Below are 24804 nucleotides of genomic sequence, written 5' to 3'. Positions count from 1 at the left end.
TTTAAAATTTTAGGTTAACACCAAATACAAATGATTTTACAGGTGGCGTAGTTAATCTGGTAAATCCATCGGTTCTTACTTCGGGATCGTGTTTTAATCGATCATCTTTTACCCAGGTAAATAGGTTAGTTCCTCTTAGAGTAAATGTGATTCCGTCGACACCTATTGTTTCTAAAGTACTATTAGTAAGGTTATATCCTAGGGTCAATTCTCTTAGTCTTATATAATCTCCATCATATAAGAATCGAGTAGAAGTTGAGGCAGATTGATTTCCTGCTCCTGTATTTGATTGCAGAGCTGGATAATCTGTAATATCACCTGGTTGTTTCCAGCTTTGTAAGAGCTCTTCGGTACCATTAAAATATAAGGTACTGTTTAACCCATTACTTTTGGTATATAGCGCCCAACTTTCATATACTTTGTTACCTCCTGTAAAATATAGATTGGCGTCCATAAAGAACCCTTTATAATCTATATGAGTTCCAAAACCACCACTATAGGTTGGTATAGCACTACTCCCTTGAAAAGCTACTTCGGCTTCATTAAAATCATTTGTAGTTTCACCATCTACTCCATTAATATACCATAAAGGATCACCATTTTCTGGATCTACTCCTGCCCATTTTCTCATATACCACTCATATATTGGGTGTCCTACTTCTACTCTTCGTGTTCCTGTGGTAATTACAATATCGTTTCCAGAAGCATCTTTTGCTAGTTTTTTCACTTCGTTATTTACAGTAGCTATGTTTCCGAAAATACTCCAGTTAAAATCCTGTCCGCTTATTATATTATAGTTTAGTTCTATTTCAACACCTGTATTTACAACTTCTCCAATATTTCTGTTAACATTTGCAAATCCTGTAGTTCGGGATAGCCCTACTTCTTGTAGGATATCGAAGGTCTTTTTGTTGTAATAGGCAACAGATCCAGATATTTTATCATCAAAAAGACCAAAGTCGATACCTACATCTAGTGTGTTATTTTTTTCCCAGGATAAGAATTCGTTTCCATATCCTATTGGGTATATCCCAGGATTAGCATTATAATCTGCATCGTAAGCCAAAAGGGATTGATACTCATTAATATCCACTCCTGCACTACCACTGGTTCCATAAGAAGCTCTTAATCTTAAATTACTAAACAAAGTACTGTCGTATAAAAATTCTTCTGAAGTAATATTCCATGCTGCACCTACAGACCAGAAGTCACCAAAACGTTGATCTGGTGAAAAACGTGAAGAAGCTTCTCTTCGATAAGTAGCGTCTAGTATGTACTTATCGTCAAAATTATAGTTTAACATTCCTAGATAGGAAAGGTTCTTCCAATCGCTAAAAGAAGTACTAGCTTCGAAATTAATACTGGCTTCATCTACAAAGGTTAATTCATCTTTTGGAAATTTTTCACCTTGGGCACTTATGAAGTTGAATTTATTTTTTTGAAACTCCTGTAGTATAGTAATATCAAAATTATGTCTGTCCAGGCTGGTTTTATAATTTAAAGAATTTTGAGTTACCCAATTAAAATTACGACTGGTAGAAGCATAAGAACTACCACCTTCTTCTACAGCACCTCCATGAACTCTATTAGAAAAATTTTTGTAGTTGGCTAAATTATAATCAATACTGAAATTGGTTTTAAATTTTAAGCCTTTTAGAATTTTCCATTCTAAAGTACTACTATTCATTGCGCGAGTAACATCATTATTAATGATGTCATTCTCTATTAAATAAAGATAATTAAAATAGTTGGTCGTGCTTCCAAAATCAGTAAGATTCAGGGTCCCGTCTGCATTATATGCTGGTAGTGTTGGTGGTACAAAGAACTGAGCAGAAAGTCCACTTGCAAAAAATGCTCCCTGTTCAAACAATCCATTTTGATCGATATTAGAAACACTAAGATTATTTGTAAATTTTAGTGAATTGGTCATATCTTTCGAAAAGTTAAATTTTGCGGTGATTCTTTCGTAATCTGTTCCTTTAACAACACCTTCGGTTTTATTATATCCTAAAGAAGTATAGAAAGTAGAAGTTTCACTACCTCCTGTGGCAGAGAAATCAAATGTTTGTAAAGTAGGATTAGGAGTCTTAACAATTTCCTGCCAGTCTGCTTCGGGTCTTCCATTTGCGTTCCAATCAGTATATGAAGTACCCCAGAACCCAGGAAACCGCTCATAAAGCTCTTTGGCTTCTGATCTGTCTATACTATACGTTTCTCCATAGGAATTAAATACAGCGTCATAAAAAAGTTCTTCTCGCTGTGCTGCGGTTAACATTTTTGGGCCCTTTACTGCTTGTTCCTGATATCCATAAGTAGAAGTAAAATTAAAGGTTGTCTTTCTATTTTTTCTACCATTCTTCGTAGTGATTACGATAACCCCGTTAGATCCTCTTGCCCCGTAAGCGGCTGTTGCAGAAGCATCCTTAAGAACAGTAATACTTTCTACATCTCGGCTATTAATACTGGATAGAGAGCTCAAAGAACTGGCAGAGTCACTACCTGAAGTATTATAGTTAACCATTGGCACACCATCGATTACAAAAAGCGGTGCATTAGATGAAGTAATAGAACCTACTCCTCGAATTCTGATTTGTTGTGTTGATCCAGGTGTTCCCGAAGAAGAAGCTATATTTAAACCAGCTACTTTACCTTGCAACGCTTGATCTACAGTTAGTACTGGTACATTATTAATTTCATCGGCAACGACTTGCACTGTACTACCGGTAATTTCATTTTTACCTCTTGTGGTATACCCAAGTACAACGATTTCTTCAAGTTCTTCGGTATCTGATACCATTTCAATATTGATAGTGTCTGATATGGCATCGATTATTCTCTCTTCTGTTTTCATTCCGATATAAGAAAACATCAATACCTCACCAGCTTTGGCATTAATAATATAGTTTCCATCGAAATCTGTTTGAGTACCCTGGTCTGATCCTTTAATGATTACTGCTACTCCAGGTAGTGGTATACCACTATCATCTGTTATTTTTCCTTTTATTTCTCTTTCTTGCAGAACATCCTCAATTTTATGTGCTTTGTAAGTATTTCCATATACATTAAACAGCCCCACAGATAAACATAACATAAAAATTGTTGCGATTGTAAGTGATTGATTTTTAATAATTTCTGCTGAATTCAAAAAATAAGTATTGATTTTTTTATTCATAATTCGTTTTTCTAAAAATTGATTTTGTTGTTCTTTTCCCCTTGTTTGAGAAGTTTACTCTAATACTTCGTAGAGTTTGATTTTATTCCATAAAGTGTTGTTTTAAGTTTGTATTAATATTGATTACATGCTCTGTTTTTTCGTATAGGCCGAGCTTGACATATCTATCGATATAGATGTGTCTACCGTTATATTATATTTTCAGTAATGTTGTTAAGTACTTGTTTTCCCTATATTCAGTCTAACATCATCAAAAAGAATTAAATGTTGATATTTCAAATTTTGTAGATAAATTTTGATAATTATTCAATAAGACTGCTTTATTTTTCATAAAATGAAAACAATTCGAATGGCATCGTGTTTTTTTATCAAAAACAGAATATTATTCAGTGTAGTAAGAGTGTAAAAAGGAGGTAATTTTAAATTTAGTAAGTATTTTATGATATATTAACAAGAAACTCCTTCATATTAATATAATTTTATAATAAACCATAAAAATAACCTGAAATATAGGGTGGGGTCTGTGCGTTATTAAACGTTATAGATAGTGTAGATTAGGAATACATTTGCGTAATCAATGAAAATAAACCCATACAATATTATTTTGCTTATAGGGTGTCTGGGTATTGTAATTTTTGCAGTTCTTAAATTATGTTGTTGCAAAAAAAAAGAAAGGACATTTAAGTTTTTTTATTACTTCTTGATTACTGCCAATTTGGTAATCATTCAAATACTATTAATAGATTTTAGAATTACCAAGTTATACCCCTGGATTCTTATACTGTATACTCCATTCGAATTTTTGTCACCTGTTTTTTTTACTGCATTTACATGTTATTATCTTGAAAAAGAGGAAATATATAAAAGGTATCAACGCTTTCTCTTAATTCCGTTTACAATATTTTTTGTTGTATATACCTTAATAAAGATTAATATTCTGATAGATTATTCTATTTTTTCAAAAAGTACAGTTTCCTTTCTCCTTAATGAAATAGATGAAAATTTCACCGTTATTTTTTGTTTTATGCTTTCCATATGGAATTATCGTATTATACAGAGGTATGAGAATTCTTTGGGGAGATTATCTTTTGTTTATGTTAGAAAAAAAACAAAATGGATAAAGAATATTTTTGTTGCATTAGTGATCCTATCGGTGTTATGGATGCTTACTATTACTTTGTTTTTTATTAAAGAAGAGATAACGGGGCATTCTGCATATTATCCGATTTGGATGCTATATATGATTTTTTGCTATGTTTTTCTCTTTTTGGGAATTAAACATTTAAACAAAGTATCGGGTAGCGTTACTAATTTAGAAGACCCAATACAGAAAAAGATTACTAATTTTCAGCTATCAGGACTAGATCATGTTTTCTCAGAAAGAGAACTTCAATTAGTACACTCTAATCCCATATCTATTACAGGAATATTAAGTTATTTTGCTACTTCTTTGTTTGATAAAAATAAGAGAGATGATGTTTTATTAGATATTGTAGAGAATTGTATTTCTCAATTACAGTTACAGGAATGTAATATCTATATGGTATGTAAAGAAAATAAGACGTTAATTCCCAAAGCAACATATAGTAGCAAAAACAATTGTGAAATCACAAAAAGAAAAAAACAAATACCTATCCCAATCAGAGAAGGAATCTTGGGTAAAGTAGTACAATTAGGGAAATATCAATGTATAGAAAATTTAAGTATAATCATAAGAGGCAACAAGAATGATATAGCAGGAAGATCAAAGCTTTCTGTTCCTATATTTATAAAAGAGAAGGTAGTAGGAGTTTTGGATGCCGAACACGACGAGAAAGCATATTTTAAACCCCATCATATTGCATTATTTCTATTGATAGCTAAATTAACTGAAATAAAACTTTCTCAAATCAATACCAATACGGTAACCCTTACCAATATTACAAATGACAATGCCTATTTTAAGGAGCTGGATTTTTTAATGAAAGAAGAAAAGATTTATATTGATCCTAATTTAGGGTTAGAAAATATTTCAAAAAGACTACAAATAAGCAGTAACTATCTTTCCCAATTAATCAATAAACTAGGAGGCTCCAACTTTTCAGATTACATAAATAGTTATAGAATCGAAGAAGTGAAATCTAAGCTAAAAGATCCTGATTATGATAACTATACCGTACTTGGTATTGCTATGGAATGTGGGTTTAATTCGAAATCACCTTTTTACTCTGCATTTAAAAAACATACAGGAATCTCTCCCAAAGAATATAGACAACAGCAACAAATTATGTCCTGATTTCTTGAAATTCAAACTTTAAGGACACTTATAATTTTTAATGTTATTAGAATTGCATCTCACTTGTATTTTATACAGTTGAGTTTGTGTATAAGGTGAGTAGGTTTTGGGCCCTTAAAATGTACTCACCTTTTTTTAAATGTTTAAAAAACTGATAATATGAAAAATCTTACCTCAATAAGAATTGCACTGTTTGTATACATTTTGGCTTTGGCATTTGCTACATTCTCTTGAGAGAGAGATGATAATAGAAATTCTGCAAGAAAATAAACATGGGTTTTACCCACTTGTATTCATTAATAATATAGTAAAAAGTTATGTCTAAAAAGTGTTGTGTTTTAATTATGGGAATTCTGATGCTGACTATAAGTTGTCAACCACCAGAAGTGTCCGAACAAATAATAGATTCTTCTAATAAAATAGAATATAAAGCTGGATCTTCTGATTATAATCGATTGATACAAAAAGGAAATCATAAATATACTGTTTCGGACTATAAAATTAAATCTAACAAGCATAGTGGTAGAGTCTTATGCCCTTCTGGTGGTATCATGAGAGGATCTTTTCCTCTTGTAATTATTTTTCATGCTTATGGAAAAACTTATAAATCTTACTTACCCCTACAAGAACATTTAGCTTCTAAAGGAATAGGGTCCGTTTCTATAGAATATTTGGTAGATGAACACCCAAATAAGACAATATCGGAACACTTAAATTATATTTATAATAATTTTAATTTTAATAAAAACGTCGCTATACTAGGCCATAGTATGGGGGGGGCAGTTGCTTATTTGCATACCAAATATATTAAGGACTTTATTGGCAAGCCTGTTAAATCGCTTATTTTGGCTGCACCAGCGCATGAATACTCTATAGCAGGAAAATATGAGGGCAACGCACATTCTACCCCCAAAAATCTTGTAAATAAAATAGAAAATTTATTGGTGATATATGGATCTCTTGATGTAGATACCGCCGTTTGGGGAGAAAATCCAAGAAATACACCATATTTTTTCTATGATATGGTTGGAACTGAATATAATGGTGCGAATAATTTTCCTAAAAAAGATTTTGTTTTTATTTATGGTGCTTCTCATAAAGTGGCAGGAAACCATAATCATGCCAAGGCTTATATAACAGCGCACCTGAATATGAATTTATTTAATCAAGGGCGATATTCTAAATATTTTAAGAGACAACAAAAATTATTGCCTAATTATGAAGTAGATATACAACATGGGGGAAAAATCAAAAAAGTGGTGGCAAATTTTGAAAACAATAATAAAACCAAGAACACTTTAGGAGGAGCCATAACATATCACAATGGACTTAATCAAAAGGTTTCTCTTCACGATAGAAGAACAGAACAGGAGATTCTTCATAGCTATTTTCCTCATTATCAAAGATACCTTGGGATTAAATGGTCCAAAAGTACTCATAGAGTTAGGTTTCATTTCCCCAATCAGCATAAAAATGTAAAAAATTACGATTATTTATCTTTTAGGGTAGCACAGAATTTTGGTGGGGGAAATATTGAAAATCAATCACAAGATTTTTACATAAGATTAAAGGATAACCAAGGTAATTATAAATCGCTTCGATTAAGTAATTATGGTGTTTTACCATATCCAATAGAAATTTTTAAGGAAAATTTTCAGGAGAGAGCATTGGTGAAGTTAAATGGTATGAAAACGTTTATCATGCCTTTAAATGACTTTTCGGGAGTTAATTTAAGGGATCTCGATTATATAAGCTTTCGCTTTTCAAGAGATGGACATGAAAGAGGATCTATAGCTATTGATAATATAGAATTGATTCATAAAGAAGCATCTGTTATACTACCATAATAAAAAGGGTCTTTAAAAATTTGTTAGACACTAATGCTAATTAAACACACACAATTCAAAAATATAATTTTACTTATAAATTAAAACCAGATTAAATAATGAAAAATCTTATCCCTAAAAGAATTACACTAATTGAATACATTTCACTTTTGGCATTTGCTACATTCTCTTGCGAGCGAGTTAATAATGAAACACTACAGGAAAATAATAATGGAGAATTGGCGATTTTTACATTCTCTAATGGAAATACGTTACAATTAATTGAAAGTGACGAAGAAGGAGATCCAGTTATTCTGGCTATCGAATCTGGCTCAAATAAAAATATAGAATTGATAGACTTTGACTCTAATTCTATATTAGACATATACCTTAAATTAACTCCCGATGACTCTCCTCTGCCAAAAATAATTGCAGATATCTCTGAAGACAATGATCATTTGAATCATAGAAGCGTTGTTAAGGATTTTGATGCTGCACTAAAATTTAGTGTTGAAAAAATCCCTGAAACACTTAAAATGAAGAATAATACTAAAGCAAATTTTTGCGATGATATTCCTGAGAGTTATAATCATTGTTTTAACCGAAAAAAAAGCAAAGTGTCTAATATTACATCAAGTAGTAGATGTAAAGTAATGAAAAATTATACCTCTGTGTTTAAAGAATCATACAATGAAGGGAAGTATATGGAAGTAAGACATAGATATAGAAAAGCATCTGGAGGATGGGCGACACATGTTAAAGGGAAATACAAGGTATATCCCGGAAAATGGAAACGATTGTCGATACCAGGGAAAATGAAAAGATACAGAAGAGCAGCGCGTAGTGGGGTTAATGCAATAACTGGCCTTGGAACAGAATATGTGTATTGGAAAGGATATACTGATTTTCGGAACTAAAAATAAAATTGATATTACCAGAATAATGATTTTATAATAAGAATTTTATTAGTGAGTAATTCAACAGTTTGAAATGATGGTTTGATAGGCAGCAGGAAGAAACTCTTAATTCTCCTGCTGCTTTTTTATCAAAATGTATATGGATCCAAACCCCAAAAACACATTCAATTTTCCAGAAAGATAGTATTAGAGCAAATACAGAGACATCATTTATTACTCTAAAAAATTCATGACAAATAAAACTCTTAATAATACAAGCCCCTTTCTAGATAAATTTATCTTAAAGGTATTTTTTATAATAGTGATACTCAATATTGATATCACCATGTTATCTGCTCAAGGAACATTTGAAGTGGGAGATACTACTGTTACATATTCGTTTCTTAGAACAGATGTTGAGAAGCCTTGGGAGATTTTGTGGGGGCCCGATAATATGATTTGGTTTACCGAGAGGGACACAGGAAATGTTTGCAGAGTTGACCCCTATGATTCTTCATCCCCAAAAGAAATCCTGCTTACATTACCATCTGATCAAATACAGCAAGGGCCTGGTACAGGAGGACTGTTAGGTATGGTGGTACATCCAGATTTTAATGATGGAAGCCCTTATATATATCTAACACACACTAATCCTCAAAATCTACAAACACTTTCGAGATATACTTATAGTTTTACCAATCAAAGATTAGAAAATCAGGAAATTTTACTTCAGTCTAATGTTGCGCCAGATAATCATGGATCAAGGTTGTTGATATCAAATGACCAAAAGTTATTGATGACTACAGGAGCAAATGATGAGGAGGAGGGGTATGCCTCCCGACTTGATAATATCGTCGGTAAAGTTTTACGCATAAATCTGGATGGATCAGCACCTATCGATAATCCATTTTATGACTCGGGTAACCCTACATCGCCAGCAAGTTATATTTACAGCTACGGGCATAGAAACCCGCAAGGTATTGCGCAAGTACCTGCAAACCATCCCACATATCCCAATGCTATTTATGCATTAGAGCATGGTGCACAACTTAATGATGAATTTAACCGTATAGAGCCGGGTAATAGTTATGGGTGGGGCTTTCTGGATATTAATGATAATATTGTATATGAGGGATATTGCGACCCTTCTTCTAATACAAATGAAAACACATGCCCCTTGGTAACCTTTGACCTTGCCCCTACGGGATTGTTGTATTATGACCATCCTGCTATACCAGAATGGGAAGATACATTTATAGGAGGGTCATCAAAAGGTGGAAGAGCGTTTAGAATACTAGTTTCTGAAGATGGCCAAAGTGTTATTAATAAAAACACAAGTTTAAACCCTGCTAACAATATAATATTGACCAATGATGATCAGTATGTAGTTTGGGGTGATGATGGATCTCAAGTTTCTCCACGTGATTATTGTGTATCTCCTAATGGTGAAATCTTTATGGCATCTCACAATCAAGATAGAATAGTAGTACTAAGAAATGAAAGTTACTGCTTACCGGCACCAACGATTGAAGATCCTGATCCTATATGCAACAGTGACTCAGCACCTGTATTAACAGCATCGGGTAGCGGCACTATTCGATGGTATTCTGATATTGGGTTAACCAATCTGTTGCATACAGGAGCACAATTCGAACCCACTGGTGTTACAGAGACTACAACATATTATCTTACACAATCAAATACAGATTGTACTTCTACCTCCTCTTCGGTAACAATAACGATTATTTCTGATCCACAACCCTTTTCAATCGATCAAAGTGCCAGTATGCAATTATGTTCTGGAGATACACTAAGTTTTTCACTAGATGGGTCAGAGATTGGAGCTACCTATCAAACACTGTTGGATAATGTTTCCATTGGTAATCTTATTGAAGGAACAGGAAGCTCGATTACTTTAAACACAATCGGAGGATTAAGTTCTGGGAATATCCAAGTCCGATCATCATTAAATAGTTGCACATCTATTATGAATGGTTCTTTTGATATTGAGATATCCGATCCGTTTAATGTTGTATTACAAGCAGTGGGTAATGAACTACAGGCCACTCCCTCGGTAAGCTCTGGAGGGTTGACATTTTCCTGGTATAGAAATCAGGAATTAGTAGATGGCGATGATGAGGTATTGCAGTTATCAAGATCAGGAACGTATTACGTAATTGTAGATAATGGTAGTTGTAATGTAATTTCTAATACCATCGAATTTACCTGTGCTCCCGTTCCCGAAATGCCAGAAGGATATAGTATCTGTTTCGAATCATCTGTACAATTAGAAGCAATAGGAGAAAACATTACCTGGTATTCTGATCCCGATCTCGAAAATGGTATTGCTACAGGAAATATATTAAATACCGATATATCGACCACTACTACATTTTATGCTACTCAAACTATAGAAGGTTGTGAGAGTAACCCTGGTACAGTAACCATAACGGTAGCTGGGCAATTAAGTGCATTTGACCTATCAGGTAACACTACTATGTGTAGTGGAGAAGATGTAACAATTCACTTATCAGATTCTGAAAACCTGATAGCATATGTGGTATTGGTAAATACTACAGAAATTGGCATTTCGGCAATGGGATCGGGAGAACCTTTATCGATAGCTATTCCTTACCACCATATTCGTAATGATGATGAAATAACAGTACGAGCCATGAGTGAAGGATGTGATCGATTAATGAATGGTAGTATTGTTGTAAATCATTCAGATCTAACAAATGTCTATTTTGTGCGTCAAGACCAAACATTAACTGCTACGTCGGGGATTGGATATTTGTATCAATGGACTTTAAATAATACTCCTATTGTAGGACAGACAGGTGATTCTATAGAGATTCAATCTAATATAGAGGATTATGGTCTCCTAGTTTCGGTTGCAGGTTGTACACAATTAGCCGAACTAACCGATAATCAAAACTTACTTACTCAAAATATAAGTATTGGAGATACCAGAGGATATATAAGGGTACTTACTAATGAGATTGAAGTACCATGGTCTATAGAATTGGATGGTAACGGTTTTTTATGGATTACAGACAGGGATCTTGGGGTAATAAGTAAAATAAACAGAAATACAGGAGATAAACAAGAAGTACTTAGATTAGGTGAAACGCAAGATTTTGATACCAATACTTCTCCCAGAGGAGGATTACTGGGTTTGGCTTTGGGTAATGAAGAACTGTTTGTTGCTTATACATATAATGATGGCAGTCTTAAACTTCGAATAGCAAAATATACTATTGTAGATGATGATTTAACCAATGAAACTGTACTTTTAGAAAATATTCCTTCGCCTTCAATGCATGGATGTGACCTCTTACTATCATCAGATGGATTTTTATATATCACAACTGCATCTCCCAATAACAATGCTCAGGATATAAATAGTCTGGAAGGGAAAGTCCTACGAATCAATACAGATGGTTCTATACCGACAGATAATCCTATATCAGGTAGTCCTGTGTTTACTATTGGGCATAGAAATCCTCAAGGAGTCACACAAGCTGGTCCTCATGTTTATATAAGCGAACACGGCGAAGTGGGAGGAGATGAGATCAATCTGATTGCTTCTGGAAATAACTATGGATGGCCCGACGTGACTACACCTTGCAATAATCCGGATATTGATTGCTCTTTTATCGATCTGGGTTCTGTTGCTCCTGCGGGGTTAGATTATTATAATCATACCGCTTTTCCACAGCTTAATAATAGTCTTCTTATGGCAACTTTAAGAGGTCAATCTGTTATAAAAATACCTCTGGACAATACTCTTTTACCAATGCAAAACATAGAATATCTGTTTGGAAGTAATGAACAAGGCATTTTTGGAAGAATAAGAGATATACATGTTTCTGAAGAAGGCACCATTTTTATTGCTTACAGTGGTAATACTATTATTGAAGCTGGTATTGCAGAAATTAGCCCTGTACCATCAAACGATAATGAAAATGTAGAAGGCTTTAGTGCTATATTATTTCCAAATCCTGCAAGAGACAATGTTGATGTTCTGGTACCTGGATATAGTAATTTTTTGATAAGAGTGTTTGATGTTAGTGGAAAACTAATTACTACTTCAAGAATTTTGGATAGTAATACTACAACAATCAATATTCTGAATTATAGCAGAGGGTTATATTTTGTTAAGATTAATGTTGAAGATGACGAACAAACCTATAAAATTATTAAGTATTAAATCCAGAGGATTTTTCTAAAATATTTTTGCAAGAGTAGACGCAAATCCGAGTGTCTTAAAAAGGTTCGGGTAATTTTTATCACATAAATCTTTAATATACTAATCTTATGAAACGTATTAAATTTATACAAGTTTTATGCATTATCTGCGTCTTACTCTTTATTACCTCATGTGAGCATGAAGCAGAACCTGTACAGCTAACTCTAGAGGAAACTAATAGTGGAGAATTTGCTGTTTTTACCTTTGCCAATGGTAATAAACTACAACTTATCGAAAGTGACGAAGAGGGAGATCCTGTTATCATTGCTATAGAATCAGGATCTGAACACAACAAAATGTTTATTAATTTTGACACGCATTCTATGTTGGATGTATATCTGATTCTTACTTCAGAAAAAACTCCTGTACCTAAGGTATTGGCAGATATGTCCAAATCTTTTCAATATCAGAAATTATTACAAAAAAGACAGATAGTACCTACTATGCATATTCCTGTTACAATAGAAATGGCAAAAATTCCTGAATCATTGTTACAAAAATTCCCGGTTAACCGAGGTTTTTGTGATAAAGAATATGCTGATTATTGTGAGGGAGACGGATGGGATCTTGAAGATGTGTGGAAGTCAGGAAATAAAAAAAAGAAAATAGAAGGGTATACTCATCTTTTTTGCGATAGTGGAACCGGAGTACCCCATATGACAGTTAAGTTTAAGTATAAAAAAGCAAATGGAAGTTGGAAAGAAAATGATAAGGCAACTCATACCGTTAAACGAGGGTATGGAAAAAAAATAACTTATATCGGAGGAAAAAAAAGATATAGAGGATCTTGGCGATCAGTGCCAGGAGGTTTTTTAGGTCATTGGAAGGGTTGGACAGATGTTAGAAACTAAAAAATAATAAATCGAATCATTTGATTAAATCCATAGAAAAACCCTCAAACTATGTTTTCCCTTTTTTATAGTTTGAGGGTTTTTAATTATTTATGGTTTGTGAATTTTTTTAACCCCATTCAAAATTAGTTGGGCAAGTAATAATAGTAAATTTTGGCTTATAGAATAGAGGACATCTAGAAGGGTTTTTACTATCTACGTGACCACCTTTTATAGATGATGGATTCTCTAATTTTGCAATTTTTAGTTTTGCAAGACTTAATTTTTTCCCCTTTGCTTTTCTCATAATTTTTAGTTTTTAAAGATTATTATACATATATTTTCTCTACCAGTATCAGAATATTATCGATACAATTTTTTATCAAAAATCACACAAAGTGATAATGAAAAATGCCTAACAGTATAAAAAGTATATGTAAGTTACTTTTTTTGAATTCCAAGAATAAATATAGGGTAAAAAATAGTAAACATACTATGAATGAGGTTGTTATTAGTCGAAATTCACGGAATTTCGATAAATTACATAGTATCTAAGTCATGTAATTTCTTTATGAAATAAGAAGTTTTGATTCCTGTACTCTTTTTAAATGCAGACGAAAAAGACTCGGCAGTATTAAATCCCATTTCTTCTGCAATACCTTGTATGGTATAGTTCCTAAGCGTTTTGTTTTCTTTTAACTGGGTTACCGCATGTGCAATCCTAAGATCGTTGATATAATTGGCAAAATTCTTTTGCTTATGATGATTAATGACCTTTGACAAATACTTTGTATTGGTTTTAATGTCTTTGGCCAAAATGGTAGTACTAATATTCTTTTTAAGATAATAATGATTTTGTTCAAATAAAGCTAACTTATTCAGGATTTCTTCAACGATATCATTGGGTACTCCTATATCATTTTGAGGTTTTTCGTTAGGTGTTTCAATCACCTTGTTTTGAGCAATTAATTGTTCAAATTTATACTGATAGGATTTTCTCTTTTGATATTGGCGATATAAAAAAACAATAGCAACAAGAGTAAGTAATGAGAGAAAAATCACTAATGAATTTAGGTTTTTATTATTGCCTTTCAGTTCATTGATCAATGCCTCTTTTTCTTTTATCAGTAAAGGAGTATCAAACTCTTTAAATAAACGATTGGATAAAGAAGAAGTTTCCTGGTTAATAATACTATCAAATCGTAGAAGTTTATTGATATATTCGAGCTGTTGTTCCTTTTTATCATTCTCTTTATAAAAATTGATCATAAATTCATAACCTTCCCGAACCTCAATAGGAGTAATTTTTTCATAGTGAAGAATCGAATCTACGGTAAGAAAGTGCTTTTTAGCAGATAAGATGTCTTGTTTTAATAATTGTAGCTTTCCCAAATAAAACTCACCCAAAATATATGCTTTTTTGTTTTCTGACCTGGTTTTATCGAGAACAGGCAAACCTTTAGCAATACTATCATAAGCATCCTTAAATTTCTCTTTATAAAAGAGATTGATACCTTCGTTAATGAGAATCCGACTATAAAACCTATTATAATAATGTTCTGATTTTTGTGATCGTTTAATTGCTTTATAATGATATGTTGAAGCAGAATCCAGGAGATTATTATAGCGATAAGATTCTGCTAAAGGAACAGTTGCTTTTAAATAGCGGATTGTATCGGTAGTATGTTTTGTTATTATATATGTATAATATTCTTTAAAAAGAGGTAAAGCTTCTTCATGCTTTCTTATTTCCGTCTTGATACAAGCAATATTATGCTTGGTGATATAAATGTATTCAACGTTTTGAATTTTTTCTGCAAGCATCAAAGCTTGTAAGTAGTTGTCAAGTGCAAGAGTGTAATTACCTTTACGAAAGTAATATCCTCCTTTAAAAGAGTATGATCTAATTATGATATCCTGATCTAAACCAGTACTCAAAGTAATAGAACGATCTAATAATGTTATTTTTTCTGATTCTTCTTCAGTATAATAGGATAATCTACTATATGCATTAGCCATTTTTATCTTATCATTTTCTAGAATAGCTTTTTTTAGATACGTATTAAGGTAAATCTTTGCAGACAATGTATCTCTATAGACCTTTAGATAAGATTTATATAAATTCTCATAATCCAATGCTTTTAAAGAATCAGGGATTACAAAATCTTCTTTTTGCCCAGTAGTAATTTGTACACAGCACAGCAAAAAAACGATAATCATCCTTTTACAAAAGGAAGGGAAAAAGAGATATGTCTTTTTTGTGTTCAAGGGGTTTTGATCTATTTATCTAGCTATAAAGATACTATTTTCTGGTTTTTGTAGTGTCTTAGAATTAATTCAATATAATTAACTGATAATTAAATGGTTAATGTTGAAAATCAATCTCGAAATTCTCAGAATATCGAGATATTTCGTTTGTTTTCATGGGTATTGTCATTATATATTTGGATTGGACAAAAAAATCAATCATCATGAATATCAAAAAAAACATAGGTGATAAACTAGTAGGGAAGATTTCTACAATTTTAATATGCGGGGTTGTATTTTTCTTGATATATGTTGTGTGTTATAAGATGCTAAGTACAGATTTTAATACAAGACATATGTTTGCAATGCTGATAGTATTAAACATAGTATTACTCATTACAGTATTTATTTTTTTCTTTTCGAGTATAGTCTTGAAGAATTTCTCTAATTTCTATGTTAAGGCTCCTGTTCTTTTTAATAAAGTATTTGAAGTAGCGTATGATGGTGTTTTTACGACCACAAAACAACTAACACCAAGGTTTGATAAAGTGAAGAGTAAAAAAGATGTGATACGAAGTTCGGTATCAAATTTTAGTATAGATGGCTTGCACCAGATTTTTTCTGAAAAAGACCAGATACAACATCAAAATGCATCAAACGAAACCATAGGAATACTAAGTTATTTTGCATCATCACTGTTCGAAAAAAATAAACTTGAAGAAGTATTATGGGATATTGTAGAGAATTGCATTTCGAAACTAAAACTAGAGGACTGTGTAATCTACATGTTGGATACCCAAAATGAAGTTTTGATACAAAAAGCAGCATTTGGTCATAAAAATAATGGAGAAAGAAAAGTCATAAGCCCTATCCAAATTCCATTGGGTAAAGGTATTGTTGGTAGAGTAGCCCAATCAGGAACATTTGAGTATGTGCCCGATTTGACCAATGATCCGGGATATATCATAGATGATGATCGTAGAATGTCTGAATTGTCTGTTCCTATTTTAATAGATGACCAGGTAGTAGGTGTTCTGGATTCTGAGCATTCTCAAAAAGATTTTTTCAATAAAGATCATGTGTTTTTATTTCAGTTAATTGCCGGGTTAACCGGAAAAAAACTAAAACAAATTCATGTAAAAAGTGAATCTCATATTACCGATGATAATGTGTATTTTAAAGAACTTGATTTTTTGATGAAAGAAGCTAAAATATATCGAGATCCAAATCTAGGATTAGACAGTATGGCCAAAAAACTAAACATAAGTGGTAACTACCTTTCACAATTGGTTAATAAATTGAGTGGGTATAATTTTACCGATTATATAAATAGATATAGAATAGAGGATGCAAAATTTAAATTAAGAAACCCTAATTTTATAAACTACACTATTATATCGATCGCTTTAGAATCTGGGTTTAATTCGAAATCTACTTTTTATAGTGCTTTTAAAAAACGAACAGGCATTTCTCCAAAAGAATATAGAAAAACCCCCTAAAAACGTCCGAATTCTTTGAAATTCAAACTTTCTGGACATTTGTACACTTCACCCTAATTAATTTTATCATCTAAGTACTACACAAGTACAAACTAAGTATTTGTTTTTAGCTTAAGCAGTTTGTTGCTCTATAGTAGGCTAAGAATAAGGATAGATTTTTATAAACAAATCATAAAAACATAAACAAATGAAAAAGAAACAGTTTTTATATCGTTTGATCATCTTTTGCGTGTTGATTGTAGGATGCAAAAATGATGATGACATAGTTGTACCACCTGTATCAGCCGAGAATCAGGTACCAGGAGATTTTACCATACAGGTTAATGAGATAACAGCGAATAGCGCATTATTAGAATGGACTCTCGCAGTTGATCCAAATGATGATGAAGTATCGTATACTATTTTTTTGGGAGAAAATTCGATACAATCAGATGTGCAGACTACAGAATTTTTACTAGAAGGACTTGATGGTCAAACCAGTTACAATGGTAAGATAGTGGCTTCTGATGGAAAAGGAGGAACATCAGAAAACACATTTGCTTTTGATACAGAAAAAGGAGTAGTAATTAGTGAAGAAGTGTCTATAGCATGGGAAAAATCTTATGGGGGCTCTCATATTGACATTGCTAATGCGCTGCAATTAACAATAGATGGGGGGTATATTGTGGTTGGTACTGCTAATTCTGATGATGGAGATGTAGGTGGTAATAACGATGCAGATGGGTATATAGGAGGAGACTATTGGGTTATTAAATTAAGTAGTTCGGGTGAACTAATGTGGGAAACTAACCTGGGAGGCTCTAGTGATGAAGCTGCAAATAGCATACAACAAACCTCAGATGGTGGATATATAATAGCAGGAATGACTTATTCTAACGATCAGGATATTAGTGGTGATGCATCTTTTGCTGATTTTTGGATTGTAAAATTAGATGGCTCTGGAAATTTGGTTTGGGAGACCAATTATGGTGGAAGTGGAAATGAAGAAGCAACAGATATCGAACAAACATCAGATGACGGTTTTATTGTCGCAGGTTTTACCAGCTCTTCAAACGGTGATGTAGGAGACAATTATGGAGGCCTGGATTACTGGGTGATAAAACTGGATTCTATGGGAGCTTTAGTATGGGAAACAAATCTTGGAGGTACCGGATTTGATATTGCACAATCGGTTGAACAAACGTTAGATGGAGGTTATATCGTTGGAGGATATTCAGAATCCTCAGACGGTAATGTGGGAGGTAACTATGGAGAAAAAGATTATTGGATTGTAAAATTGGATGTTTTAGGAAATCTGATTTGGGAAACAAATCTTGGAGGAACACTTGATGATCTGGCATATGATGTTCATCAAACTACTGATCAAGGATATATCGTAGCTGGATATTCAGAATCCTCAGATTTTGATGTAAGTGGTAATAATGGAAAAAAAGATAGTTGGATCTTAAAATTAGATACTTCGGGAGAACTAGTATGGCAGGTTAACCTTGGTAGTTCAGAGAGTGATGCCGCCCGCTCTATTCAACAAACTACAGATGGAGGATATATCTTTGCTGGGAACTCGGGAGCAAGCGACTTTGATGTAAGTACTAATAATGGAGGCTATGCAGATTTTTGGGTGGTAAAACTAAATCCTTTTGGTGAATTGTTATGGGAAATTAGCTTTGGTGGTCCAGAACCTGATTATGCAAATACGATTCAACAAACCAATAACGGTTACATCGTAGCCGGTTATGTTTATGCTCCGGGAGGAGATATTAGTGGTGCCGGTAAAGGTATGTGGGATTATTGGGTCGTAAAACTAGAATAATTCTTGCGATACTATAAAAACAATTTGTAATGATTAGGTTTTTTTGTCCATGCTTTTCATTACCTCGGATCCTCATTACCTAACCTAACAAAGATAATGGGGATCCGTTTTATATATGATAATCGAAAATTAATGCAAATATTTAGAAAATAAAATATACTAAATATATAATCACAATTTTTGAAAATTTCTAAACTACTTTCTACCATTATTATTTAGAAGTATGAATATAAAACACGTATTGAAACAATTGGTTTAACATTCTTTAGGCGGGGTATAATGTTTGGTGCAAAAGGAAGTTTATACCTTGTATTTAATTGGGGTGATTGGGAATACATTCGAGATATTTTTTAACAGTTATCAGTACCAGTCATATTGATGATCTTTTTGAATTAAGTAAAAAACATGATGAAGTATACGGATTAAGTGGAGTATGGATAGCTAGCCTTCTAAAGGAAAGGAGTTATATCCCAGCTATTATTGAGATGTTGATTAAATATAGTTCTAGCTTTTTATCTTTTCCATTAATGCGATGTTTATTAATATATGAAGATCCTAATGTTGCCAAACATCTGCTAAAGGTCAAAAAAGAACATCTAGCCTTGAGGTCTAAAATAAACTATTTTTTTAAAAAGACTAGATGAGTTATATGGGACATCATATGCAGGTTATAGTCATTAAAATATAGAAATATGATAATTTATGGAGGTAAAACAGTTCATTTGAAATCTGAACGATCAAAAACAACAACTTGTCCAAGTTGTGGAACCCAAGGCTCTTTGATTCTAAGCGTATATAGAGTACACGCTCATGTTTTTTGGATTCCTTTGTTTCCTATTGCAAAAAAGGGGACATCGCAATGCCAACATTGTAAAAACGTTCTTAAAACTAAGGAGATGCCAGAGTCGGTTAAAAGGGAATATGATAATTTAAAAAATAATGCTAAAGGACCTATATGGCAATTTGCTGGATTGGGTTTAATTGTAGTTTTGATTACTTGGGGTATTTATGCTGGTAGGGAAGATAAAAAACTAGCATTAGAATATCTGGTATCTCCTTGGGTAGGAGACATCTATGAGTACAAAATCAAAACAGGAAGCTATTCAACTTTAAAAGTGATGAGTGTCTCAAACGACAGTGTATTTGTGTCTCCAAATGAATATGAAATAAGCAGGATGAGTAAAATTTATAAAATTAACACACCCAAAAATTATTCTGAATCGTCATATGGAATCTCAAAAAACAAACTAAAAGAGATGTATGATTCTGGAGAAATTTTTGATATAAATAGATAAGGATATGCACCATACAATTAAGGAGTCTTTTAATAGCTATCTATACAAGTCATACTGATGATCTTTTTGAATTAAATAAAAAAGAACCCTATATAGGAGTATATAAACTTCCTGTCATTAGTAATATAGATTCAGAAATTTATAAGACTAGTATTGTTCACAATGAAAGCAATAATTTGAATGATAAAAAAAAGCCCCCAAGGATACCGGTAAATCCCCTTAAAAAACGTCCGAATTCTTTGAAATTCAAACTTTTCGGATACTCCAAACTATGTCTGTAGTTAGGTTTGTGGCATTAGCTTTTTATAATAGAAATAGAAAAACAATAACAGATTTTACAAAGGCCATTATGAGACACATATTTGGCTATTAATTAACGTAAAAAAGAGATGAAAAGGATGAAAGTAATTCAATATGTAAGTGTAATATTTTTTGTTATTCTTGCTGCGTGTAGTAATGATGACGATGCTTCAAATTCGAATTCTGAACCAGACCCAATAATAAATCCAGAAAACGAAATTTTTGATGACTTTGGAGGTACTGGTCCGCTAGTAGACTATATAACAAATAATGCTACAGTATTGCCAAATGTAAGTAGATTATCAGGGAGATATCATGCAGTTTTAGATGATAACACAAATAATCAGACACTACATTTTAACGAAGAGCAAGGGCGATTGGATGCTAAATTAGTCACATTTCCCTTTGAATTTATAGCAAGAAATATTGGTATTGGTACTATTGCCGATTCTCAAACAGCACCAACTCATAGTGATACTCAATACAACTTTTCGGGGATTCAAGTACATGTAGAAGATTTTAATTCTATAAACTCTTCTCATGTGGTGATAGGTCACAGAGGAACAAGAAGGTTTACTATAGAAGGAAAAAACACAGTAAACGGTGTCTCTTCTGTAGATGATATAGGTATAGATATGGCTCCCTTAGGACGAGCAGATATACGTATTATAGGAGATGAAAATAATGAACTTACCTTTTATTGGCAACAACCAAATTTAACAAGTAATAGTACTTCAGATGAATGGATACTTTATAATGGTACGGGTAAATTACCAGGAACCGCCCCTTCATACGATAGCAAAGTTTATATAGGGCTTATTACATATGCTTTTGGTAACACAGGTATTCCGTTTGTAGGGACTTGTGACGCGATTGAGATAAAATAAATAGTAATAATAAATAAATTACAATGAAAACACAGATATATATAATACTACTAGCATTTGTATCTACGATCTTTTTATCATGTGATACAGAAGAGATTCAAATAGAAGACAATAATACCAAAGTATTCACCACCAAAACCCTTAGTTTAACCCCCAAAAAAGTTCTTAAAGAAACACCTTTTGGAAGGAGAGCCAATCATACCTCACTTGTGTTTGACAATAAAATGTGGGTAATAGCGGGTAATGGCCCAGGAATATACTATAACGATGCATGGTATAGTAAAGATGGCACTACCTGGATGGCAGCCACAAAAAAGGCTTCTTTTTCACCGAGAACAAGTCATGCTGCAACTGTTTCTCAAGGTAAAATGTGGATAACAGGTGGTAGGCTTGTTAATGAAATGAATGATGTTTGGTTTAGTACAGACGGGGAGATCTGGAAAGAAGCTACAGGCAATGCTTCGTTTTCACCAAGATCAGGACATACAATGGTCGATTTACAAGGAAGAATGTTTGTAATTGGTGGTCAGGAAAATGGAGTCGAGAAAGGTGATATTTGGGTAAGTAGTGATGGGTCTAAATGGAATTTAGTATCCAACCTGGCACCTTTTGGAGCAAGAAGAGATCATACCTCTGTAGTGTATGATAATAAAATATGGGTTATAGGCGGTTATGATATCAATAATAACTTTTTAAACGATGTATGGTATTCCTCAAATGGCTTTCAATGGTTTCTCGCTACCCCAGATGCAGATTTTTTACCTAGAAGAAATCATGCAGTAACAGTAGATAAAAAGGGAATGTGGTTAACTGCCGGAACAAAAAATAACGACTTCGAGTATTTTAATGATATCTGGTATAGTACCAATGGTATAGATTGGAAAAAAACGTATCTAACTAAAAAATTTCATGAAAGAACGCAGCATACATCTGTGTATTTTGACAAGAAATTGTGGGTCATTAGTGGATATGCTTTGAACAATGGAAGCCCTGATGACTTTTATAACGATATCTGGTCTTTTGAATAATAACAATGACATTTCTGATGCACGTAACTATTCTAATATTGAATTTTATATCCAATTTTTAAGGAATGGCATGTGTTTACGTTTATGATTACTTAAATAAAAACAATAAATAAATGAAAAAATTAATTCTAATCTTGCTAATAGGTACTGTTCCTATGTTTGGGCAGCAACAAAATAATACGATAAGTGTAATAGGAGAATGTGATAAAAAAATAGATATCGAAAAATATACTATTAATATCGAATTCAAAGAGGTTATAGCAGATGGATATCAAAATATTGAATCCAAAAGCGTATCACAACTTAAAGAGGATTATAAGAACAAATTGAATGCTATAGGTTTGGATTTTGAAAAATTTAAGGAAAATGTTTTATTTAAAATTACCGCTACGAGTTATGGAGCACAAGCCTATTATTTTTATGTTACAAAATCCCTTGATGAAGTAAAAAAAATACATGCTCAAAAAATGAAAGGAGTAACAATTACTTGGGTAGATATTATAGCCAAAGAAAAGACAAATGAAGAAATGATAGTATTGAATAAAAAAGCCATCCAGGATGCCAGAGGTAAAGCTACTAGAATTGCAGGTAGTATCAATAAAAAGATAGGGAATATACAAAGCATAGAAGACACTAATTATAAGCGACAATATTATAATGTGAATAAATCACAAGAACTACAAAAGCATTACATAACAGTAACATTTGTTTTGGAATAGACTTTTGAGAATCAAATAAAATGATACAGACATCTCTAAAAACTAGATGAAAAATGATTAGCTTTAAGCTGAAATTAAATAAAAGTGTCAATAATAATATTATTATTGACACTTTTATTTAATTGTACATCAAAAAATACAATGAGTAACCAATATCGATAGTATATCAAAAAGAAAGATGCTATCTAAACGTATAAATAGAAAAATAAATACGAATTAAATTTAGAAATAGAAATGTATCATATATTGACAAAAGCGATAGTAATTTTTGGTTTTCTTTTTTGTAGTACAGGTTATACACAAAAAAAAGGAACAGATACAAAAATGAATCAACCAATATCTACAGTGGCTGATACTCTTAGGGTTGGATACACATATTGGTGGCCACAATCAGGGCCTTTTATTGGTAATTGTGGTGATAAATATGCATTAGTTTTTTTAGGCACTATTCAGCATATTGATGACCCGGTTCAGAATGATGATCTGCTCTATACGCCTCAAAAAGGCAGTATTAAGATTGATAAGGTGTTAACTTCGAGAGTGCTTAAGAAGAATAGGTATGATAAACAAAAATTCTTTGTTTCAGATTACTTCTATGAGCAAGATGTAAAACAAGGAGATCGGGTACTGGTTTTTTGCTATGAATACGAAGATAATTATAGTATTCCGGGAGGAAAGTCGATGTTAAAAATAAAAGGAGATAATGATCCTATTTTACTATCCATTAAAAAATATATTCAGTCTGGTCAAAACGCATTAGAGCTAAAAAAGGATGTGACTTTATGGAAAAACTATGGTTTAGAGGCAGAGATAAAACAAGTTATTGAATGTAGAGAAATGAGAAGTAAAGATTGAAGAACCTAAGAGTTTTTACTACATCAATTATCATAACAGTATACTTCAACATAAATATTTAAATTACCTAAAAAAGGATCATATTTAAAGTACTCAGGTATTTTCACTCCAAAAACACAGTCAAACCCCTTAAAAAGTGTCCGAATTCTTTGAAATTCAAACTTTTCGGATAGTACATATTCTTACCCATACTAGGTTTGTGCCATTAACTTTTAAAAATTATAAAAATGAAAGCAATAACAAATTTAGTAAAGGGGATGATGATAGTGATGGTATCACTATTGATATTTTCGTGTTCTGATGGGGAAGATGGAGCAATTGGGCCTGCAGGCCAAGACGGAGTTAACGGAGTTGATGGTACTAATGGAACAGACGGTAGTAATGGTGCCGATGGTGTCGATGGTGAAGGTGGCCCTCCAGGAACAGCCAATGTAATTTATTCGGATTGGATTGCAACGGATTTTGAAACTAATGTACCGGCTGAAACTAATGAACAACTTCTCACCTCTTTTAATTTTGGCGAATTCAATCTGAATGAAGATGTAATTTTGGTCTACGGACGACATGAAGTAAACATACTAGTTTCTGAAATCAAACAACTTCCTTATATACTTGCTTCACAAAATGAATACTACGGTTTTGAGGTTTCAAGTTTTAGTGGTGGCAGTTCGTTACGAATTGAAGTAACTACGTTGGATGGAGGAACTAACTTATTTACATTTTTTGATGATTTCAGATATGTGATTATACCTGGTGGGATTTCGGCTTCTAGTAGTACTGCTTCAGGTGGGCTTGAATCTGGATCTAAATCTGCAAGAGATTATACCAAGATGTCGTATCAAGAAATTAAAACTTTATTTAATATCCCAGAATAATCTTTATAACCAATCATTAGTTTAGATTACGTATAATG

At 32.6% G+C, this 24804-nt stretch carries 16 protein-coding genes; 13 read left to right on the top strand and 3 right to left on the bottom strand.

All coding sequences use genetic code 11. The annotated features are described in order from the left end of the window. Position 1: 1 nt before the first annotated feature. On the bottom strand, positions 2–3172 hold the full coding sequence (locus tag NNH57_RS16650; RefSeq protein ID WP_108808258.1) for a SusC/RagA family TonB-linked outer membrane protein: 3171 nt from the start codon (positions 3170–3172) through the stop codon (positions 2–4). Between the two features lie 1024 nt (positions 3173–4196). Here NNH57_RS16650 and NNH57_RS16645 point away from each other — a divergent pair. The 5 genes from NNH57_RS16645 (at position 4197) to NNH57_RS16625 (ending at position 13272) form a co-directional block, all read left to right on the top strand. Further along, the gene (locus NNH57_RS16645; protein WP_159099253.1) at positions 4197–5447 is read left to right on the top strand and encodes a helix-turn-helix domain-containing protein; all 1251 of its coding nucleotides are present in this window, start codon (positions 4197–4199) and stop codon (positions 5445–5447) included. 344 nt (positions 5448–5791) lie between these two features. After that, on the top strand, positions 5792–7294 hold the full coding sequence (locus NNH57_RS16640) for an alpha/beta hydrolase (protein ID WP_165944043.1): 1503 nt from the start codon (positions 5792–5794) through the stop codon (positions 7292–7294). 98 nt (positions 7295–7392) lie between these two features. Further along, positions 7393–8190 (top strand): hypothetical protein, encoded by a 798-nt coding sequence (locus NNH57_RS16635; RefSeq protein ID WP_108808260.1) that lies wholly within the window; start codon positions 7393–7395, stop codon positions 8188–8190. Between the two features lie 229 nt (positions 8191–8419). Beyond that, positions 8420–12382: a PQQ-dependent sugar dehydrogenase gene (locus NNH57_RS16630; RefSeq protein ID WP_108808261.1), complete on the top strand. Its 3963-nt coding sequence runs from the start codon at positions 8420–8422 to the stop codon at positions 12380–12382. Between the two features lie 107 nt (positions 12383–12489). After that, entirely contained in the window at positions 12490–13272 is a 783-nt protein-coding gene (locus NNH57_RS16625) for a hypothetical protein (protein ID WP_074409809.1), read from the top strand. A gap of 109 nt (positions 13273–13381) precedes the next feature. On the opposite strand, the gene NNH57_RS16620 is transcribed toward NNH57_RS16625, so the two are convergent. Together NNH57_RS16620 and NNH57_RS16615 are read right to left on the bottom strand one after the other, a co-directional pair. Beyond that, positions 13382–13558, bottom strand: coding sequence for a hypothetical protein (locus NNH57_RS16620; protein WP_159099254.1), 177 nt, complete (start codon positions 13556–13558; stop codon positions 13382–13384). A gap of 233 nt (positions 13559–13791) precedes the next feature. Next, positions 13792–15471, bottom strand: a complete 1680-nt coding sequence (locus NNH57_RS16615; protein WP_108808262.1) for an AraC family transcriptional regulator — start codon at positions 15469–15471, stop codon at positions 13792–13794. A gap of 251 nt (positions 15472–15722) precedes the next feature. On the opposite strand from NNH57_RS16615, the gene NNH57_RS16610 reads away from it, so the two are divergent. The 8 genes from NNH57_RS16610 (at position 15723) to NNH57_RS16575 (ending at position 24766) form a co-directional block, all read left to right on the top strand. Beyond that, positions 15723–16997 (top strand): helix-turn-helix domain-containing protein, encoded by a 1275-nt coding sequence (locus NNH57_RS16610; protein WP_074409807.1) that lies wholly within the window; start codon positions 15723–15725, stop codon positions 16995–16997. Between the two features lie 187 nt (positions 16998–17184). Continuing rightward, entirely contained in the window at positions 17185–18807 is a 1623-nt protein-coding gene (locus NNH57_RS16605; RefSeq protein WP_074409806.1) for a fibronectin type III domain-containing protein, read from the top strand. A 692-nt stretch (positions 18808–19499) separates the two neighbouring features. Next, positions 19500–20102 carry a zinc ribbon domain-containing protein gene (locus NNH57_RS16600; protein WP_108808265.1) on the top strand — a complete coding sequence of 201 codons (603 nt, stop codon included), beginning with the start codon at positions 19500–19502 and terminating at the stop codon, positions 20100–20102. 389 nt (positions 20103–20491) lie between these two features. Continuing rightward, on the top strand, positions 20492–21289 hold the full coding sequence (locus NNH57_RS16595) for a hypothetical protein (RefSeq protein WP_132065790.1): 798 nt from the start codon (positions 20492–20494) through the stop codon (positions 21287–21289). A gap of 23 nt (positions 21290–21312) precedes the next feature. After that, positions 21313–22317 carry a Kelch repeat-containing protein gene (locus tag NNH57_RS16590; protein WP_108808267.1) on the top strand — a complete coding sequence of 335 codons (1005 nt, stop codon included), beginning with the start codon at positions 21313–21315 and terminating at the stop codon, positions 22315–22317. Positions 22318–22430: 113 nt separating this feature from the next. Further along, positions 22431–23036, top strand: a complete 606-nt coding sequence (locus NNH57_RS16585; protein ID WP_074409801.1) for an SIMPL domain-containing protein — start codon at positions 22431–22433, stop codon at positions 23034–23036. Between the two features lie 234 nt (positions 23037–23270). Continuing rightward, on the top strand, positions 23271–23891 hold the full coding sequence (locus tag NNH57_RS16580; protein ID WP_074409800.1) for a hypothetical protein: 621 nt from the start codon (positions 23271–23273) through the stop codon (positions 23889–23891). A gap of 227 nt (positions 23892–24118) precedes the next feature. Beyond that, on the top strand, positions 24119–24766 hold the full coding sequence (locus tag NNH57_RS16575; RefSeq protein WP_108808268.1) for a collagen-like protein: 648 nt from the start codon (positions 24119–24121) through the stop codon (positions 24764–24766). The last annotated feature ends 38 nt before the right edge of the window (positions 24767–24804 follow it).

The organism is Aquimarina spinulae (genome assembly GCF_943373825.1).
Taxonomy (GTDB): Bacteria; Bacteroidota; Bacteroidia; order Flavobacteriales; family Flavobacteriaceae; genus Aquimarina; species Aquimarina spinulae.
Note: the sequence above shows the minus strand (reverse complement) of the source record. Positions and strands in the feature narration are given on the sequence as shown.

Coding starts and splice junctions, on each gene's coding strand:
- NNH57_RS16650 (WP_108808258.1), bottom strand. CDS start 3,172: ATGAATAAAAAAATCAATACTTATTTTTTGAATTCAGCAGAAATTATT.
- NNH57_RS16645 (WP_159099253.1), top strand. CDS start 4,197: ATGCTTTCCATATGGAATTATCGTATTATACAGAGGTATGAGAATTCT.
- NNH57_RS16640 (WP_165944043.1), top strand. CDS start 5,792: ATGGGAATTCTGATGCTGACTATAAGTTGTCAACCACCAGAAGTGTCC.
- NNH57_RS16635 (WP_108808260.1), top strand. CDS start 7,393: ATGAAAAATCTTATCCCTAAAAGAATTACACTAATTGAATACATTTCA.
- NNH57_RS16630 (WP_108808261.1), top strand. CDS start 8,420: ATGACAAATAAAACTCTTAATAATACAAGCCCCTTTCTAGATAAATTT.
- NNH57_RS16625 (WP_074409809.1), top strand. CDS start 12,490: ATGAAACGTATTAAATTTATACAAGTTTTATGCATTATCTGCGTCTTA.
- NNH57_RS16620 (WP_159099254.1), bottom strand. CDS start 13,558: ATGAGAAAAGCAAAGGGGAAAAAATTAAGTCTTGCAAAACTAAAAATT.
- NNH57_RS16615 (WP_108808262.1), bottom strand. CDS start 15,471: ATGATTATCGTTTTTTTGCTGTGCTGTGTACAAATTACTACTGGGCAA.
- NNH57_RS16610 (WP_074409807.1), top strand. CDS start 15,723: ATGAATATCAAAAAAAACATAGGTGATAAACTAGTAGGGAAGATTTCT.
- NNH57_RS16605 (WP_074409806.1), top strand. CDS start 17,185: ATGAAAAAGAAACAGTTTTTATATCGTTTGATCATCTTTTGCGTGTTG.
- NNH57_RS16600 (WP_108808265.1), top strand. CDS start 19,500: ATGATAATTTATGGAGGTAAAACAGTTCATTTGAAATCTGAACGATCA.
- NNH57_RS16595 (WP_132065790.1), top strand. CDS start 20,492: ATGAAAAGGATGAAAGTAATTCAATATGTAAGTGTAATATTTTTTGTT.
- NNH57_RS16590 (WP_108808267.1), top strand. CDS start 21,313: ATGAAAACACAGATATATATAATACTACTAGCATTTGTATCTACGATC.
- NNH57_RS16585 (WP_074409801.1), top strand. CDS start 22,431: ATGAAAAAATTAATTCTAATCTTGCTAATAGGTACTGTTCCTATGTTT.
- NNH57_RS16580 (WP_074409800.1), top strand. CDS start 23,271: ATGTATCATATATTGACAAAAGCGATAGTAATTTTTGGTTTTCTTTTT.
- NNH57_RS16575 (WP_108808268.1), top strand. CDS start 24,119: ATGAAAGCAATAACAAATTTAGTAAAGGGGATGATGATAGTGATGGTA.